This is a genomic window from Streptomyces sp. CNB091 (assembly GCF_000377965.1).
The window spans coordinates 1-18,101 of sequence record NZ_KB898991.1 but is presented as its reverse complement, the minus strand read 5'-3'; the positions used below and the strand labels follow the sequence as shown (position 1 = coordinate 18,101).

The window sequence follows — 18,101 nt, the reverse complement described above, 5'->3', positions numbered from 1 at the left end:
ACAAACATATGTTCCGCTTATAACGATGAAGGCCGCGGTTGTACGGGGGGCGGGCCGCTGATCGATGTCCTTCCTCCGTGTGGCCATCTCGTCCCCACACGTCTGTTGAAGGAACACCCCTTATGAGCTTCGGCGACCCGAACAACCCGTACGGGCAGCAGCCCGGCCAGCCGCCCCAGGGCCCGCCGCAGGGACAGCCCGGTTACGGCTACCCGCAGCAGACTCCGCAGGGTGTCCCGCCGCAGGGCTACGGCTACCCGCAGCAGCAGCCGGGGTACCCCCAGCAGCCCGGCTACCCGCAGCAGCCGGGCCAGCCCTACGGCGGCGGCTTCCCGCAGCAGCCCGGCCAGGGCGGCATGCCGGAGCTGGCCCACTGGGGCCTGCGGTTCGGCGGGACCATCATCGACGGGATCATCATCTTCATCCCGTACGTCGTCTTCATCGCCATCGGCGGCGCCATGGGCGACTCGGCCGGCGGCGTGATGGTCATGATCGGCGCCCTCCTGGCGCTCGGTCTCGGTATCTGGCAGGTGTACCAGGAAGGCACCACCGGTCAGACGATCGGCAAGAAGGCCGTGGGCATCCGCCTGCTGCGCGAGGCCGACGGCCGCCCGATGGGTTTCGGCATGGCCTTCGTGCGCCGTCTGGCCCACATCCTCGACTCCCCCTGCTACATCGGCTTCCTGTGGCCGCTGTGGGATGCGAAGAAGCAGACGTTCGCGGACAAGGTCTGCTCGACGGTGGTTGTCAAGGCCGCCTGACGCTCCCTTACGGACATGCCGCGAGGGCTGCACCCGTCACGAGGTGCGGCCCTCGCGGCATGTCCGGCGATGGCACGGCCCGCTCAGTCGCTCCGGACGCCCGGGATCTCCGCCGGCTCCGGTGACGTGCGCTCCATCACCACGAAGCTGCCGCCCCGGTGCTTGAGCCGGTAGGACGCCTCGGGGTGCAGTTGCTGGGCGTACGCCACCGGGTCCTGGATCGGACGGGACCAGCCGAAGTCCAGGTTGATGGCGACGATGTCGGGTGCGGTGCCCGGGGCTCCGCCGACCCAGTAGACGGTGCGGTCGGAGGTGAGGTGGGCCATCAGCGTGATGTCCGTCTCGACCCGCGCCCCGGCCGGGATGGCGTCGAGCGCCGCCCGGGCCGCCTGGCTGCGGGCGTCGTCGGTGCGGTAGGTCTCCGGGCGCAGCAGGTCGCGCAGCGGCAGGTGCTGGGTCATCGCGACGGCGATCGCGGCGGCGACGGGCACGGCGACCTTCGCGTACGAGGCGAGCCAGGGCCGGTGCGAGTCGCGGCTGCGGCGGACGCCGTCGGCCAGCGCGAGGAAGAGCACCGGCATGAGGATCGCGCTGTAGTGCCAGACCATGCCCCAGTGGTTGCTGTCCTGCGAGAGCAGCCGCCAGCCGAGCGTGGGAACGATCAGCAGCGTCAGCGGTGAACGCAGCGCCATGAACGCGGTGATGCCGATCAGGAAGACCAGCATCTCGATCTTGACGGAGGAGTTGAGGACGCCGAGGACGGAGTCCAGCATCGAGATGTCCTGCTCCCCGTTCTTGTCGATCTTCTTCCAGTAGTCGTAGGTGCCCGCGCTGCTGGCCGCCGGGATGAGGACCATGAGCGTGACGACGAAGGCGGCGACCCCGAAGGCGGCGAGCAGCGCGCCCTGGAGGCGGCGGCCGTACACGAAGAGCAGGAAGCCGACGACCGCCACGGTGGCGCCCAGGTCCTCCTTGACCAGGACCAGGGGGAGCGACCACAGGAGCGCGGCCGTGTACCGCTTCAGGAGCAGGGCCCGGCAGACGAGGGCCAGCAGCGGTACGGCGAACGCGATCTCGTGGAAGTCGGCCTTCACCGCTTCCTGGATGCCCCAGGAGAGCCCGTACGCGACGGTGACGCAGAGCCCCGAGCGCCCGCCGAGGAGCTGCTGGGCGGTGCGGCCGACGATGACCGCTCCCAGCGCGAACAGCGCGGCCTGCGCGAACAGCAGGGACTCGGCGGACGGCCAGAGCCAGTACAGCGGGGCCAGCAGCGCCACGATCGGGGAGAAGTGGTCGCCGAGGATCAGATAGCCGGGGCCCTTGATGTCGACGACCGGGGCGTCGAACCCGGCGTACGCCCGGACCTCCTGCTCGAAGATCCCCAGGTCCCAGGAGGGTGAGCCGAAGCGGCTGTACTGGAAGTACGCGTAGAGGAAGTAGAGCGCGCACAGGATCGCGCCGGCGACGAGGTACGGGCGCAGGGGTACGCGTTCGGCGGCGGCGTCGCCCGTACGCGGCGCGTCGTCGGCCGGACGGGTGTCCGGCCCCGGGCCCTGGGCGGGCAGGCGTCCCGGTCCGGACCGGTCCGTTCCACTCTTGTTCAGCTCAAGCACGGTGACTGCCCCCGCTAGGGATTTCCACGGCCGTTCATTAGAACAGAGCGGCGCGCCCATTCGGCACGACGGACACGGCCGAGGCCGCACCCATGTCGGGGTGCGGCCTCGGGGCGGGTCGGGCCGGGCCGGATCGGCCCGGATCGGTGAACTGGTGGAAGAGATCCGGGTCAGTGGTCCGGATCAGTGATCCGGATCAGTGGTCCCGTTGGGCGCCCCGGCCAGTGGCCCCGGCCAGTGGCCAGGGTGCCCCGGCCAGTGGTCCCCGTCAGTGGAAGAAGTGGCGCGTGCCCGTGAGGTACATGGTCACGCCGGCCTTCTTCGCGGCCTCGATCACCAGCTCGTCGCGGACGGACCCGCCGGGCTGGGCGACGGCCTTGACGCCGGCGGCCGTGAGGATCTCCAGACCGTCGGGGAACGGGAAGAACGCGTCGGACGCGGCGTACGAACCGGCTGCCCGCTCCGCGCCCGCCCGCTCGACGGCGAGCTTCGCGGAGTCGACCCGGTTGACCTGGCCCATGCCGACGCCGACCGAGGCGCCGCCCTTGGCGAGGAGAATCGCGTTGGACTTGACGGCGCGGCTCGCCTTCCAGGCGAAGGCCAGCTCCTTCAGCTCGGCCTCGGAGAGCGCGTCGCCGGTGGCGAGCGTCCAGTTGGCCGGGTCGTCGCCGTCGGCCTGGAGGCGGTCGGCGACCTGGAGCAGCGCGCCGCCGTCGATGGCCTTGACCTCGAACGCCGTGGCCGGGGCCTCGGGGGCGAGCAGCACCCGGATGTTCTTCTTGCGGGCCAGCACCTCGACGGCGCCGTCCTCGTACGCCGGGGCGACGATGACCTCGGTGAAGATCTCCGCGACCTGCTCGGCCATCTCGACGGTCACCGGACGGTTGACGGCGATGACGCCGCCGAACGCGGAGAGCGGGTCGCAGGCGTGCGCGTTGCGGTGGGCGGTGGCGACGTCGTCGGCGATGGCGATGCCGCACGGGTTGGCGTGCTTGATGATCGCGACGCACGGCTCGGCGTGGTCGTAGGCGGCTCGGCGGGCGGCGTCGGTGTCCGTGTAGTTGTTGTAGGACATCTCCTTGCCGTGCAGCTGCTCGGCCTCGGCGAGACCGCCGTCGCCGGAGGTGTAGAGCGCGGCGGGCTGGTGCGGGTTCTCGCCGTAGCGCAGGACGTTCTTGCGCGTGTAGGTGTCGCCGAGGAACTCGGGGAGGCCCGAGGCGTCGGCGGCCGCGTAACCGTCCGCGAACCAGGAGGCGACGGCCACGTCGTAGGCGGCGGTGTGCTGGAAGGCCTCGCCGGCGAGCCGCGCGCGGGCGGTGAGGTCGAAGCCGCCGGCCTTGACGGCGGCGAGGACGTCGGCGTACCGCTCGGGGCTGGTGACGACGGCGACCGAGGGGTGGTTCTTGGCGGCGGCGCGGACCATCGAGGGGCCGCCGATGTCGATCTGCTCGACGCACTCGTCGTCGGAGGCGCCCGAGGCGACGGTCTCCTTGAACGGGTAGAGGTTCACCACGACCAGGTCGAACGGCTCGACGCCGAGCTCGGCGAGCTGCTCGCGGTGGGAGTCGAGACGGAGGTCGGCGAGGATGCCGGCGTGGACGCGGGGGTGCAGCGTCTTGACGCGGCCGTCCAGGCACTCGGGGAAGCCGGTGAGCTCCTCGACCTTGGTGACCGGCACCCCGGCGGCGGCGATCCTCCCGGCGGTGGAGCCGGTGGAGACGAGCTCGACGCCCGCCTCGTGCAGACCGCGGGCGAGGTCTTCGAGCCCCGTCTTGTCGTAGACACTGACCAGAGCGCGGCGGATGGGCTTATTCACCGACATGACCGAGATGAACCTTTCGTCCCTCAATGCGATAGCCGTCACGGGCGATCCGCCCCACGGCCTCGACGAGCAGCGAGCGCTCGACTTCCTTGATGCGTTCGTGGAGGGCGGCTTCGCCCTCCGGGGTGTCCTCCTCGGTCACCTCGACCACGCCCTGCGCGATGATCGGACCGGTGTCGACGCCGTCGTCGACGAAGTGGACGGTGCAGCCCGTGACCTTGACGCCGTACGCGAGTGCGTCACGCACTCCGTGGGCGCCGGGGAAACCGGGCAGCAGGGCGGGATGGGTGTTGACGGTCCGGCCGCCGAACGCGGCGAGGAACGCCGGACCGACGATCTTCATGAAACCGGCGGAGACGACGAGGTCCGGGCGGTGCGCGGCGACCTGTGCGGTGAGCGCCTCGTCCCACTCGGCGCGGGTCGAGTGGTCCTTGAGCTTGCACACGAACGTGGGGATTCCGGCCCGCTCCGCGCGCTCCACGCCACCGGTCCCGTCGCGGTCCGCGCCGACGGCGACGATCCGTGCCCCGTACGCCGCCGGGTCGTCGCCGATGGCGTCGAGCAGTGCCTGGAGATTCGTACCGGATCCGGAGACCAGCACGACCAGCCGGGCAGGAGAGGCGGAGGGGGGCGGGGAGGCCACGTCGGGGCCCTTTCTCACGTGATGACCGCAGGGTGACGCAGGTGCGGCACGCTCTTTGTAGGGTCGTACGAAAGTATCGCTTCGCCCGATACGGGGAACCCTACGAACGGGCCGACCGTCAGCAACGATACCGGCACACCCGACGGCCCCCACGGGACGGGGGCGTGACCGGGAGGTAGCGTCAGGGGACAGCGAGCCGTCCACCGGGCGGACGAACCGTCCTACGGGCGGACATGACGAGATGGGGAAGACGTTCACCACATGCCGGACCGACGCCGTCGCACCGCCTTCCGCCTCCCCCTGCCCGAGCGGTCCGCTCCCCTGATGCGGGAACGCCTGCCCTCTTCGCCGGACTCCTCGTCCCCGGGCTCCTCGTCCCCGGGGCACTCCTCGCCTGATTCCTCCTCGGGATCCGCACCGGCCTCCGGGTCCGCCGCGAAGCCCCAGGAGGACAACCCGTTCGCCGCGCCGCCCTCGGACCGCCCGGACCAGCCGTGGCAGCCGCGCCGCCCCGCCGGGTCCGACGGGTCGGATGGGTCGAACGGTTCGGACGGGAACGGTGGGCCCGACGGGGACGGCTCCGCCGGGGGCCGCCCGTCGTGGGGCAGCCAGTGGAGCAGCAAACAGCCCGGCCGGGGCAACGGCGGCTTCGGCGGCGGGAACGGCTCCGGCGGCCCGGGAGGCAAGGGCGGATCCGAACGCGGCGGTCCGGGCGGACTGCGCTGGGACCCCACGGACCCCGCACAACGGCGCGCCCGCTACGCGGTGCTCGGCGGTATGTGGGCCTTCTTCTTCGCCCTCTTCGACCTCCCGGAGCTCGCCCTCCTCCTGGGCGCGCTCTCGACGTACTGGGCGATCAGCGCGCTCCGCACCCCGATGAAGAACGCCTCCGCGACGGACCGCACGGCCGCGGGCGGCACGGAAGCGGCCGGGACCGCTGCGGGGACCGGGACCGGGACCGGGACCGGGGCGAGGGCCACGGCGGGCGACGTCTCCGGAGCCTCGCCCACCGCGCCCACGCACTCCGCACCGCCGAACGTCAGCAGCAGGCAGCAGACCACGGCCGCGGTGAGCGGACTGGTGACCGCCCTGCTGGCGCTGCTCATCGTGGCGACCACGTTCACTGTGCAGCTCGTCTACCGCGACTACTACACCTGCGTGAACGACGCCCTGACCAAGACGGGCGCGCTGTCCTGCAACGACCAGCTGCCGAAGCCGCTGGAGCCGTTCTTCGGCGTCAAGGAGTAGGCCCCGGGCGCTCCGCTTCCGGCGCGGAACGGCCTACGGCGGAACCGGCGGCATCGGCAGAATCGGCGGGGCCGGCCTGACCAGCGGGGCCGCCGGGACCAGCGGGGAAGTCGGCCATCAGGCCGCCGGACCCCCGCTTCAGGGAGGCCCAACGGGCCTCCCTGAAGTCTTTCTCGTGCCAGTCCCTCTCCTGCTGGTCCTTCTCCTGCCGGTCCTTCTCCTGCCGGTCCTTCTCCTGCCGGTCCTTCTCGTGCCGGTCTTGCTCGTGCCACGGGTCGGTCGGCAGGAAGTCGTACGGCTCGAACCCCGCGTCGCCCCTCTCCACCCCCGGCCCGGCCCCGCCGAGCAGTGCGCCGGAGGCCGTTCCGGGGCCCGCCCCGGGGACCGGAACGGCGGACGCGGCGGAACGGTCCTGCGCAGCGACCGCCGCCCTCCCCCGCCCGGGCCACGACGCCCACCAGCGGCGCGGACGCCCGATGGCGGCCTGTGCCTCCGCCCCCGCCTTCTCGTCGGGCGCCTTCGCTGTCGCTTTCGTCGGCGTCGGCGTCGGCGTCGGCGTCGGCGTCGGCGCTGTCGCCGGGGTCTCGTCCGCTTCCGGTACGTCCCTGCGCCAGGCCCAGCCCGGGGTGCGCAGGCGCCACAGCCGCAGCAGCAGGACCGCGGGTACGCCGACGCCCGCGGTCCACGCCAGTGCCGCCGGCCCGGCCAGCCACCACACCGGGCCGAACTCCCTCAGCGCTCCGGTGCCGAGCGGCCCGCCGGCCACCGCCATGAGCAGCCCCGTCGCGGCACCGCAGGCCAGCGCGGCGAGCAGCGTCACCAGCGCCGTCTCGCGCCGGCTCCACGCCTGAGCACGGGGTGCGTCGGCGGGCGCGGCCCTGCGGGCGGTGAACCAGGCGACCGCCAGCGCGGCCGCCACCGGCACCGCCAGGGACGCCCCGCTCAGCAGGGAGCCCGGCCCCTGGTCCGGCACGGCCGCCAGCAGGGGGAAGTGGGGCGCCGCCGGAGTCCCGTCGAGGCCCAGCGGGGTGGCGGTGGCTCCCGTACCGAGCGAGAAGCCGGGCCCGAGCCCGTACGAAGCTCCCCACAGTGCGGCGTTCGGCACGAGCGAGGCGGCCAACAGGAGCACGGTGAACCGTCCCGGCCAGTCGCCCGCGAGCCCCAGGAACGCCTCCTGCGCCGCCCCCGCGTTCCGGCCGAGCGCCACCGCGACCAGCAGCGCACCACCCCCGAGCAGCACCGTCACGCCCACCGCCGCCGACCGGCACGCCGCCTCGGCCCGGTCCCGGAAGAGTGTCCGCGCGATCGCCTCCTGAAGCACCAGGGGAGACCAGGACGGCAGGGGCCCGAGTGGCCGGCCGGCCGCCGTCCACACCCCGGCCGCCGCCGCACCGGCCACCACCAACGCCACCGGGAACACCAGCGTGTCCGGGTCCGGGCGCAGCGAACCGCCCCGCGCACCGGCCGCCGCCCCCGCCACGACCAGCAGGTATCCCGCGGTCACCGCGCAGAACGCGCCCGCCTGCGAAGGCCTGGGCCGCCCCTCCTCCGGTTCCGCCGCATCGCGCGCCGCGCGGTGCGCCAGCCAGATCGGGCCCACCACGAGCAGCAGCGGCACCAGGGACACGGGGGCGGGAACGCCGCTCAGGGTGTCGGGCCGCACGAGTCCCGCGCCGTGCGCGAGCAGCCAGACCCCGGCCGCCGCGCGCAGCGCACCGCCCGGCCCGCTGTCGGGATACGGGGAGCTGATCCACAACACCATGACCAGCACCGTCAGTGCCCCGAGGCCGAGCCCGGCGGCGACGGCTCCCCGCACCAGGGCGGAGGCCAGGGCCAGGGTGCGGTTCCGCTCGACCGTCACCTTCGGGCTGCTTTGCGTCATTTGGGTCACGCGGCCCATGCTGCCAACGACACGCGCTTATTCCGCGTAACGCGCGAACAGCCGTTGTGTCGCCCAATATACGTTTATGTACTTTTTCACTCAGTGTGGCGCTGCCGGGGGTCGTCCATGACCCGGAGCACGACCGACGAGGCCGCCGCACCGCAGCTGCCCTCCCCCAAGGAGCGCCGCAGACTGCGCGAGGCGAAATCGCTGAGCGAGGAACAGGTAGCGGCGGCGGTCGGCGTCACGCGCGCCACCGTGCGCTCCTGGGAAACGGGGCGCACGAGCCCGCGCGGGCGCAAGCGCGCGCTGTACGCGAAGCTCATCGCCCTCGAACCGGCGGCGCCCACCCCCGAACCGGAGGCACCTACCCCCGAACCGGACGCGCCCACCACAACCCCACCAGCGGCTGCGGCTGCGGCAACGCCGGAGCCCACACCCGCCCCTCCCGAAGCCCCTCCGGAGGTACAGGTGCCGGTGGTGGCGGACACGGAGGCGGAGACTGGGGCTGAGGGCGAGGCGAAGGCTGAGGCTGAGGGCGAGCGGGAAGGGGCGGAGGCGGTCGGCGAGCGGCGTCTCTCCCCCGCCGAGGCGTTCGACGAGCTGTACGCCCGGACCGCCCCCGGCCTCGTCCGGCAGGCCTATCTGCTGACCGGCCGCCGCGCCCTGGCCGCCGAATCCGTAGAGCGCGCCTTCCAGCTGGCCTGGCACCGCTGGCCGGAGGTGGCCGTCGACCGCGACCCGGCCGGCTGGGTGCGCGCGGCGGCGTACGAGTACGCGATGTCCCCCTGGCACCGGCTGCGCCGCGCGCACCGGCATCCCGACGCCCCGCCCACGGAACCGGGGAAGCAGGCGCTGTTCGACGCGCTGCTCGACCTGCCCCCGGCCTACCGGCGCACGCTCCTCCTGTACGACGGGGTCGGCCTGGACCTCCCGGAGACCGCGGCCGAGACGGAGGCCAGCACCCCGGCTGCGGCAGGCCGTCTGATGACCGCCCGCGCCGCCGTCGCCGAGCGGCTCCCCGAACTCGCGGCCGCCGGCACACCTGCCGAGCAGTCGGCCCTGCTGCACGACCGGCTCGGCGGGCTCGCGCGCGCCGAGCACGTCCCCGTACCGCAGCCGGCCCGTGCCGTGCGCACCGGCAGCGAGGACAAGGCCAGGCTGTGGACCCGGACCGCCATCGCGGGTGTCGCGCTGCTCATCGCGGTGACCGGACTGACCCTGCACACCGCGCCCACCCACTACGAGCCGCCGATCGCCCCCGCCGAGCGGGTCGGGGGCGTACCGCCGCGCGGTGGTCCCCTGAAGCTCACCGCCCAGGATCTGAAGCTCCAGAAGTCGCTGCGCGAGCAGCTGTCGCACGGTCCGGAGCGGCTGATTCCGCAGCTCCGGTGAGCCGTCACGCGAACTTAGCCGTCACCCGGACGGCGGGCGCGTACGCGAACGGCAGACGCGAACGGCAGACGCGTACGAACGCCGTTCGCGTACGCGTACGCGAACGGCCCGGGCCCGCACCCCTGCATCACAGGGAGTGCGGGCCCGGGCCGTTCGCAGCGCGTCTCCGCCGCCTGACCGACCGCGTCAGGCGCCGAGGATCTCGCGCGCCAGCTTGGCGGTCTCGGTCGGCGTCTTGCCGACCTTGACGCCGGCGGCCTCAAGGGCCTCCTTCTTCGCCTGGGCGGTGCCCGAGGAGCCGGAGACGATGGCGCCGGCGTGGCCCATGGTCTTGCCCTCCGGGGCGGTGAAGCCCGCGACGTAACCGACGACCGGCTTGGTGACGTTCTTCGCGATGAAGTCGGCGGCACGCTCCTCGGCGTCGCCGCCGATCTCGCCGATCATCACGATGAGGTCGGTCTCCGGGTCCGCCTCGAACGCCGCGAGGGCGTCGATGTGCGTGGTGCCGATGACCGGGTCGCCACCGATGCCGACGGCGGACGAGAAGCCGATGTCACGGAGCTCGTACATCATCTGGTAGGTCAGCGTGCCGGACTTCGACACGAGACCGATGCGGCCGGGCTTGGTGATGTCGCCCGGGATGATGCCGGCGTTGGACTGGCCGGGGGTGATGAGACCCGGGCAGTTCGGGCCGATGATCCGGGTCTTGTTGCCCTTCGCGCCGGCGTACGCCCAGAAGGCGGCCGAGTCGTGGACGGCGATGCCCTCGGTGATCACGACGGCGAGCGGGATCTCGGCGTCGATCGCCTCGACGACGGCGGCCTTGGAGAAGGCCGGCGGCACGAAGAGGACGGACACGTTCGCGCCGGTCTTCTCCATCGCCTCGGCGACGGAGCCGAAGACCGGTACCTCGGTGCCGTCGAAGTCGACGGAGGTGCCGGCCTTGCGCGGGTTCACGCCACCGACGATGTTGGTGCCGTCGGCGAGCATGAGCTTGGTGTGCTTCATGCCCGTCGCGCCGGTCATCCCCTGGACGATGACCTTGCTGTCCTTGGTGAGGAAGATAGCCATGGTGGTCTGAGTCCCTCTTCCTTACTTCGCAGCCGCGGCGAGCTCGGCGGCCTTGTCGGCCGCGCCGTCCATGGTGTCCACACGCTGCACGAGCGGGTGGTTGGCGTCGGAAAGGATCTTGCGACCCAGCTCCGCGTTGTTGCCGTCGAGACGCACGACCAGCGGCTTCTCGACCTTCTCGCCCTTGGACTCGAGCAGCGCGAGCGCCTGCACGATGCCGTTGGCGACCTCGTCACAGGCGGTGATGCCACCGAAGACGTTGACGAAGACGGACTTGACGTCCGGGTCGCCGAGGATGATCTCCAGGCCGTTCGCCATGACCTCCGCGGAGGCGCCGCCACCGATGTCGAGGAAGTTGGCGGGCTTCACGTTGCCGTGGTTCTCACCGGCGTACGCGACGACGTCCAGGGTCGACATGACCAGACCGGCGCCGTTGCCGATGATGCCGACCTCGCCGTCGAGCTTGACGTAGTTGAGGTTCTTGGCCTTGGCGGCAGCCTCGAGCGGGTTGGCTGCGGCCTTGTCCTCGAGCGCCTCGTGACCCGGCTGACGGAAGTCGGCGTTCTCGTCGAGAGACACCTTGCCGTCCAGGGCCAGGATCCGGCCGTCCTTGGTCTTCACCAGCGGGTTGACCTCGACGAGGAGCGCGTCCTCGGCGACGAAGGTGTCCCACAGGGTCACCAGGGCCTCGGCGACACCCTCGGCCACGTCGGCCGGGAACTTCGCCAGGGCCACGATCTCGCGGGCCTTGACGATGTCGACCCCGTCGACGGCGTTGACGGGGACCTTCGCGAGGGCCTCGGGGGTCTTCTCCGCGACCTCCTCGATGTCCATGCCGCCCTGCACCGAGGCCATGGCCAGGAAGGTGCGGTTGGTGCGGTCGAGGAGGTACGAGACGTAGTACTCCGCCTCGATCTCCGGGGACAGCTCGGCGATCATCACCTTGTGGACCGTGTGGCCCTTGATGTCCATACCGAGAATGTCGGTCGCCCGGGCGACCGCCTCGTCGGGGTCGGCCGCCAGCTTGACGCCGCCGGCCTTGCCTCGGCCACCGACCTTCACCTGCGCCTTGACGACAGACTTGCCGCCCAGCTTCTCGGTCGCCTCGCGGGCTGCCTCAGGCGTGTCGATGACTTCACCGGCCAGCACCGGTACACCGTGCTTGGCGAAGAGGTCCCTCGCCTGGTACTCGAACAGGTCCACGCGCGTCCGTCCCTTTTAGTGGTATCGCGGTTCGTTCTTCTGCGTGGGCGTGCCGCGACGGGCAACGTGACTGCGCGGTCACAAGGAAGGCGTACACGGTGTCCCGGGTACGCGGCATGTCCATCCGGCAGGTTATCCCCGCGCTCCGTGTGACCCTAAATCGCAGATCACACCTGAGCGGTGATAACGGTCACAGGGGGTGGCCCTCCGGCTCCCGGGCGGGGCCGGGGAACGGTCGCGCAAGTCCCCGGTTACTGTTGGGTCTCCTTGTCCGGTATGGGCAGTGGCCTCTTCTCGATCGCCGCCGCCATGACGTCCGGGAAGAGATCCGGCGTACAGGCGAACGCCGGTGCGCCCAGCGCCCCGAGTGCCGCCGCGTGCTCGTGGTCGTACGCGGGTGCGCCCTCGTCGGAGAGCGCGAGCAGCGTCACGAACTGCACGCCGGAAGCCTTCATCGCGGCGACCCGCTTGAGCATCTCGTCGCGTATGCCGCCCTCGTAGAGGTCGCTGACGAGGACGACGACGGTGTCCGCGGGGCGGGTGATCTTCGACTGGCAGTAGGCGAGCGCCCGGTTGATGTCGGTGCCGCCGCCGAGTTGGGTGCCGAAGAGGACGTCGACCGGGTCGTCGAGCTGGTCCGTGAGGTCGACGACCGCCGTGTCGAAGACGACGAGCCGGGTCGAGAGGGTGCGCATGGAGGCGAGCACCGCACCGAAGACCGAGGCGTGGACGACCGACGCGGCCATCGAGCCCGACTGGTCGATGCACAGGACGATGTCCTTCTTGACGGACCGGGAGGCGCGCCCGTGGCCGATGAGGCGCTCGGGAACGATCGTGCCCGTCGGCGGCACGCCGTCGGCCCCCGGGACGGGGAGGTAGTTCTTGAGGTTGGCCCGGATGGTGCGGTTCCAGTCGATGTCCCGGTGGCGGGGCCGGCTGATGCGCGCCGAGCGGTCCAGGGCGCCGGTCAGGGTGGCCCTGGTGCGGCTCTCCAGACGCCTCTCCAGGTCCTCGACGACCTTGCGGACGACAATGCGCGCGGTCTCCTTCGTCGTTTCGGGCATCGCCTTGTTGAGGGAGATCAGGGTGCCGACGAGGTGGACGTCCGCCTCGACCGCCTCCAGCATCTCCGGTTCGAGGAGCAGGGCCGCCAGGCCGAGCCGGTCGATCGCGTCGCGCTGCATGACCTGGACCACGGAGCTGGGGAAATAGGTCCGGATGTCGCCGAGCCAGCGGGCGACGGAGGGCGCCGACGCGCCGAGGCCCGCCGAACGGCCACCGGAGCCCCGGCCGCCGGGCTTCTTCCCCGCGCCCCGGCCGTACAGCGCCTCCAACGCACCGTCCATCGCGGCGTCCTGGCCGGTGAGGGCGCGCCCGGCGCTGTCGGCACTGTCCGCGCCCAGCACCATCCGCCAGCGCCGCAGCCGTTCGGCGTCGGGCACGTGCGGGGCGGTGGGCCGCGCCGTCCCGGAGGCCTGTGCCGCCGTCCTCTCCATCGTCTCCCCCGTCGGGTCCATCGGGTCCGTCGCGTCCGTCGCGTCTGTCGTGCCGTGGCGCCTCGTGCCCGGGCCCGTCGCGCTGTGGCCTGTCGTGCCCGGGTCCGTCGTGCCGTGGCCCCTCGTGCACGGGTCCATCGCGCCCGGGTCCATCGCGCCCGGGTCCGTCGTGGTCGGGTCCGTCGTGGTCGGGTCCGTCGTGGTCGTCGTCATCCGGCTGCCTCCCCGGGCTCCGGTCGGCGGCCCATCAGCAGGCGCAGCAACGGCTCCACCGCGTCGGCCCGGACCCGGTCGAGACCGGGTCCGAAGCCTCCGGGCGCCCGGGCGGCGTCGTCCCGGCGGGTGCCCTCGGGGACGGGCCCGCGCCGGACCAGCTCGCCCAGAGTGCGCCGTACACCAGGGTCGTACGCGGAGAACGTGCGGCGCAGCAGCGGCAGCACATCGGTGAACATCTCGGCGGGGACACCGGTCAGCCAGGCGTCGACGAGGCCGAGCAGCCGCTCGTCGTGGACCAGCAGCATGCCGCCGCCCGACGCTCCGCCGACGAACCCCTCGATCCAGGCGGCGGCGTCGGCGGGCGGCGTTCCGGGCGAGAGCGCCAGGCCCATCAGCCGGGCCGCCTCGTCCTCGGCCAGCCGTCCCCCGTCCAGGAGCAGCCGGGTGGCCCGGCCCCGGATGACCCCGGCGACCGCGACCCGGGCCGCCAGCCTGTGCAGAACGGCGTCCCAGCGCTCCCGCAGTCCTTCGGCGGGGGCCGTTCCGGCGAGCAGGAGCCCGATCGCACCGTGCACGGCCTCCACCTGACGGCGCAGCGCCTCGGCCCCGTCGGCGTCGAGGCCGGTGCAGGCGGGCGGCAGACCGACGCAGATCCGCTCGGCGAGTCCGGCGGCGACCTCCGCGAGCGCCGCCGTGTCCGTGGAGCGCACGTCCCCGTACCGCAGGGAGCGGGCCAGGGCGGGCAGCGCGTCCGCGAGGTGGCCGACGTCCGCGTCGAGCGCGGCCCGGTCGGCGAGGGCCCTCATCACGACGGGCAGCGCGTCGGGCAGCCCGGCCAGGAGGCAGCGCTCGGCGAGTGCGGTGACGTCGGCCAGCGCGGTCGCCGCCACGGCCCCCGACTCGGCCTTCGCGGTGGCGGCGGTGAGCACGGTGGTACCCCACACGCCCGCCTCCGCGACCCGGACGTGCAGTTCCGGTTCCCAGCTCAGCCGCCAGCTCTCCCGGAAGGTGCCGGTGCTGCCCCGGCCCTCGACCGGGTCGCCCCAGCCGACGTCGAGGAGGCGCAGCCGGTGCAGGAGGCGGCTACGGGCGGCGTCGGTCTGCTTTCGCAGGTCGAGGTCCAGCTCGCGTTCCGACGCCTCCGGCTTGAGACGGAGGGTGCGCTGGTTGCGGGTCAGGTCCCGTTGCAGCGGGACGGCAGGGGCGGCGTCCGGCACCTCACCGAGGGTCTCGCCGACGATCAGCCGGTCCCGGACAAGGGCGAGCGGGACGTCGGACCCCTCGCACATGACGGCCCGCACCGCGTCGGTCGTCTCGCCGAGGCCGGCCAGTGGGCGGCCCCGGAGGGCCGCGAGGGTCTCGGCGAGCCGGACGGCCTCGATGACATGGGCGGTGGAGACGGACCGGTCCTCCTCGCGCAGCAGTCCGGCGACCTTGGTCATCCATCGCTCGATCGGCCGGTCGGCGACGTCGAAGAGGTGCCCGTACCAGCCCGGCGAGTCGATCCCCGCCCCGTATCCGCTGTGCCGGGCGAGCCTGCGGTGGGTCCAGGGCACCCAGGTGAGGTCGGCCTTGACCTTCGGGAGGCCCTTGAGAAGGGCGCGGTCGGCGGCGAGGGCGGTCCGCGCGGCGAGGGCGGGCACGTGCCAGGCGCCGCAGACGACGGCGACGTCCTCCCCGAACTCCTTGCGCGCGGTACGCAACTGGATCCGCATGTACGCCTCGCGCACCGCGTCCCGGGGCTGCCCACCGTCGCCGTACGCCTCGCGGAGAGCGCTCATGGCCTCCGCCAGCGCGACGAACGGCGCGAGCGCGTCGCCCCCGTCGCCCACCTTGTCCCCGTCGCTCTCGTCCACCGCGGCTCCGGGCGGGCCGCCGGTGGGCGTCGCTCCGGTGGGTGTCGCTCCGGTGGGTGTCGCTCCGGTGGGTGAGCGGTGCTCGACGACGTCCTCCCACCAGCGTTCGGGATCGTCGTATCCGGCGGTCTCGGCGAGGATCCGGATCGGGTCGACGACCGGCGTGGCTTCTCCCTCGGCCCGCTCTCCCGCCGCCGACTCCTCGCTCCCGATGCCCGGCGCGGGTTCCTTGAGCGCGAGGGAGTGGGCGGCGGGGAGGTCGATGAAGCGGACCGGGACGCCCTGGTCGAGAGCCCAGCGGATGGCCACCCACTCCGGCGAGAACGCGGCCATCGGCCAGAAGGAGGCCCGCCCCGGGTCGTCCACGGCGTGCGCGAGCAGCGCGACGGGGGGACGCATCCGCGGGTCGGCGGCGAGGGGCAGCAGCGCGTCGCCCTCGGGCGGCCCCTCGATGAGGACGGCGGCCGGACGGGCCGCCGCGAGCGCGGCGAGGACCGCGCGGGCCGACCCGGGGCCGTGGTGCCGCACTCCCAGGAGCCAGGGCCCGGCGGCCACGCGGGGCCCCGGCCCGCCCGTTCCGGTGGTGACCGGGGCCCCGGTCACCACTGCCGCCCCGGTCGTGGCCGGCGCCCCGGTCGTCGTGGGAGCCCCGGCCATGAGGGGCGCTCCGGTCGTGGTCGGCGCCCCGGTCGTCGTCGCCGCCGTCCCGGCGGGGCTCGTCATGCGGATACCTCGCGGCAGGCGCGGTAGAAGTCCTTCCAGCCGTCCCGCTCGCGGACCACGGTCTCCAGATACTCCTGCCACACCACCCGGTCCGCCGCCGGGTCCCGGACGACCGCGCCGAGGATGCCGGCCGCGACGTCGCCGGGGCGCAGGACGCCGTCGCCGAAGTGGGCGGCGAGTGCGAGACCGTTGGTGACGACGGAGATCGCCTCCGCCGTGGAGAGCGTGCCGGAGGGGGACTTGAGCTTGGTGCGCCCGTCGGTGGTCACTCCGTCGCGCAGTTCGCGGAAGACCGTCACCACGCGGCGGATCTCGGTCAGGCCCTCCGGCGCCGCGGGCAGGTCGAGCGAGCGGCCGATCTGGTCGACGCGCCGGGACACGATGTCGACCTCGGCGTCCGGGGTGGCGGGCAGGGGCAGCACGACGGTGTTGAACCGGCGGCGCAGCGCGCTGGACAGCTCGTTGACGCCGCGGTCCCGGTCGTTGGCCGTGGCGATGAGGTTGAACCCGCGGACGGCCTGGACCTCCTGCCCCAGCTCGGGGACGGGGAGCGTCTTCTCGGACAGGATCGTGATGAGCGAGTCCTGCACGTCGGCGGGGATGCGGGTCAGCTCCTCGACCCGGGCGGTCATGCCCTCGGACATCGCCCGCATCAGCGGACTGGGCACCAGGGCGTCGCGGCTGGGGCCGTGGGCCAGCAGCTGTGCGTAGTTCCACCCGTAGCGGACGGCTTCCTCGGGCGTCCCCGCCGTGCCCTGCACGAGCAGGGTCGAGTCACCGCTGACGGCGGCGGCGAGATGCTCGGACACCCAGGTCTTGGCCGTGCCGGGGACGCCGAGCAGGAGCAGCGCCCGGTCGGTGGCGAGCGTGGTCACGGCCACCTCGACCAGGCGGCGCGGGCCCACGTACTTCGGCGTGATCACCGTGCCGTCCGGCAGCGTCCCGCCCTGCAGGTAGGTGGCGACGGCCCAGGGCGACATCCGCCAACGGGCGGGCTTCGGGCGGTCGTCGGCGGCTTCGAGCGCCTTCAGCTCGTCGGCGAACGCGTCCTCGGCGTGCGGGCGGAGCGCCTCGGCGCCCGCCTCCGGCTCGACGGCCGCGGTGGTTTCGGACACGGTCATGGATCCCCCTCCAGATCGTTCGACCTGATGTGGTTCCCACCGTGCACCATGCCACTGACAACGGGCCCTGACCGCAGGTCAGGACCCGTTGGGAGGTGCGCGGGACCAACTCGGCCGCGCCCCCGCCGGGCCCGCGCTCGACCAGTTACTCAGGCGCTCGGCCGGTCAGGCGGTCAGCCGGTCAGCCGGTCAGCCGGTCAGCCCACGATCGGGGACACGGCGACACAGCCGCCCGCCGTGAGCATGCCCTCCCCCTTCGCCTCCTTGATGACCTTGCCCTTGTACGTGATGGTGCAGGTGACGTCGGCGCCGCCCGCGTCCAGGGCCATCGGCATGACGGCAGGCGGCATGATGCCGCGCAGCTCGACGGTCTTCTTCCACGGCAGAGTCGGCGCGGTGACGGTCTCCAGCTTGGGCTCCATGGCCTCCCCGCCGCCCCCGTGGTACGTGATCTCGTCGACGCTCTTGCCGGTGACCTCGTACGTGACCTCGTACTTCTCGTCCACGGTCGTGTCGACCGCCTTGCCGACCGCCTCGTCCACCGACTCGGCCGAGCAGGCGCCGAGGCCGAGCACGAGACCGGCGATCGCGAGGGCGTGGGCAGCGGCGCGTACCGGGCGGGTGGTTCTGGCGGTACGTGCGGTGCGGATGGTGCGGTTCATTCCGGGATCCCCCCTGGATCGGACCGGGCACGGATTCTTCCGTACGCGGAGATCGCAGAGAAACGCAAGGGATTGACAAAGTCAAATCCCACTCGGGCCGGCTGCTTCGCAGGTCGGAGGGGTTTGATGCTCCTATTGGCTGTCAAGCGCCGGTGAGCCAGTCGCGGTAGGTGTTGGCGAGGTGGTCGTCACGGCGGATTCCTCGTTCGAGGGTGGAGATCGTGGCGGGCCAGACGCCGAAGTGGCGGGCCGCTGTGGTGAGGGTGATGTTCTTCGACTGTCGCAGGGGGCGCAGGTCGGCGATGTCTGGGATGGTGACCGTGGTGGTCAGGCAGCGGAACATCTCCCGGGCGATGGCCCGTTTCAGCAGCCGGATGGTCTCCTTCTTG

General features: G+C 72.7%; 14 protein-coding genes. 3 read left to right on the top strand and 11 right to left on the bottom strand.

Annotated elements, in window-relative coordinates:
* Positions 1-122 precede the first annotated feature (122 nt).
* Positions 123-761, top strand: a complete 639-nt coding sequence (locus D581_RS0103985; protein ID WP_018955937.1) for an RDD family protein — start codon at positions 123-125, stop codon at positions 759-761.
* Between the two features lie 83 nt (positions 762-844).
* Here D581_RS0103985 and D581_RS0103980 read toward each other — a convergent pair whose 3' ends face one another.
* From D581_RS0103980 to purN, 3 genes are all read right to left on the bottom strand, one after another.
* On the bottom strand, positions 845-2,374 hold the full coding sequence (locus tag D581_RS0103980; protein ID WP_018955936.1) for a DUF2079 domain-containing protein: 1,530 nt from the start codon (positions 2,372-2,374) through the stop codon (positions 845-847).
* Positions 2,375-2,642: 268 nt separating this feature from the next.
* Entirely contained in the window at positions 2,643-4,196 is a 1,554-nt protein-coding gene (gene purH, locus D581_RS0103975; protein WP_018955935.1) for a bifunctional phosphoribosylaminoimidazolecarboxamide formyltransferase/IMP cyclohydrolase, read from the bottom strand.
* Complete coding sequence (gene purN, locus D581_RS0103970; RefSeq protein ID WP_018955934.1) at positions 4,183-4,839, bottom strand: phosphoribosylglycinamide formyltransferase; 657 nt, start codon at positions 4,837-4,839, stop codon at positions 4,183-4,185. The genes purH and purN overlap by 14 nt, the downstream gene beginning before the upstream one ends.
* Positions 4,840-5,100: 261 nt before the next feature.
* Here purN and D581_RS0103965 point away from each other — a divergent pair, with 261 nt between their 5' ends.
* A complete protein-coding gene (locus D581_RS0103965; protein ID WP_018955933.1) occupies positions 5,101-6,087 on the top strand; it encodes a hypothetical protein in 987 nt (328 codons plus the stop codon).
* On the opposite strand, the gene D581_RS0103960 is transcribed toward D581_RS0103965, so the two are convergent.
* Complete coding sequence (locus tag D581_RS0103960; protein ID WP_026290179.1) at positions 6,077-7,969, bottom strand: cell division protein PerM; 1,893 nt, start codon at positions 7,967-7,969, stop codon at positions 6,077-6,079. The two genes, D581_RS0103965 and D581_RS0103960, sit on opposite strands and share 11 nt — an antisense overlap.
* Positions 7,970-8,095: 126 nt before the next feature.
* On the opposite strand from D581_RS0103960, the gene D581_RS0103955 reads away from it, so the two are divergent.
* Positions 8,096-9,364, top strand: a complete 1,269-nt coding sequence (locus tag D581_RS0103955) for a helix-turn-helix domain-containing protein (RefSeq protein ID WP_018955931.1) — start codon at positions 8,096-8,098, stop codon at positions 9,362-9,364.
* A 186-nt stretch (positions 9,365-9,550) separates the two neighbouring features.
* On the opposite strand, the gene sucD is transcribed toward D581_RS0103955, so the two are convergent.
* From sucD to D581_RS0103920, 7 genes are all read right to left on the bottom strand, one after another.
* A complete protein-coding gene (gene sucD / locus D581_RS0103950) occupies positions 9,551-10,435 on the bottom strand; it encodes a succinate--CoA ligase subunit alpha (RefSeq protein ID WP_018955930.1) in 885 nt (294 codons plus the stop codon).
* Positions 10,436-10,456: 21 nt separating this feature from the next.
* Positions 10,457-11,638: an ADP-forming succinate--CoA ligase subunit beta gene (sucC, locus tag D581_RS0103945; RefSeq protein ID WP_018955929.1), complete on the bottom strand. Its 1,182-nt coding sequence runs from the start codon at positions 11,636-11,638 to the stop codon at positions 10,457-10,459.
* 251 nt (positions 11,639-11,889) lie between these two features.
* The gene (locus tag D581_RS0103940; RefSeq protein ID WP_486585806.1) at positions 11,890-13,134 is read right to left on the bottom strand and encodes a VWA domain-containing protein; all 1,245 of its coding nucleotides are present in this window, start codon (positions 13,132-13,134) and stop codon (positions 11,890-11,892) included.
* A gap of 209 nt (positions 13,135-13,343) precedes the next feature.
* A complete protein-coding gene (locus D581_RS0103935) occupies positions 13,344-15,929 on the bottom strand; it encodes a DUF5682 family protein (protein ID WP_018955927.1) in 2,586 nt (861 codons plus the stop codon).
* Positions 15,926-17,050 (bottom strand): ATP-binding protein, encoded by a 1,125-nt coding sequence (locus tag D581_RS0103930; RefSeq protein WP_018955926.1) that lies wholly within the window; start codon positions 17,048-17,050, stop codon positions 15,926-15,928. Before D581_RS0103930 ends, D581_RS0103935 begins: the two co-directional genes overlap by 4 nt.
* 197 nt (positions 17,051-17,247) lie before the next feature.
* On the bottom strand, positions 17,248-17,712 hold the full coding sequence (locus D581_RS0103925; RefSeq protein WP_018955925.1) for a hypothetical protein: 465 nt from the start codon (positions 17,710-17,712) through the stop codon (positions 17,248-17,250).
* Between the two features lie 142 nt (positions 17,713-17,854).
* Positions 17,855-18,101, bottom strand: a 247-nt coding sequence (locus tag D581_RS0103920) for a hypothetical protein (RefSeq protein WP_486585790.1), incomplete at its 5' end; no start/stop codon positions are given.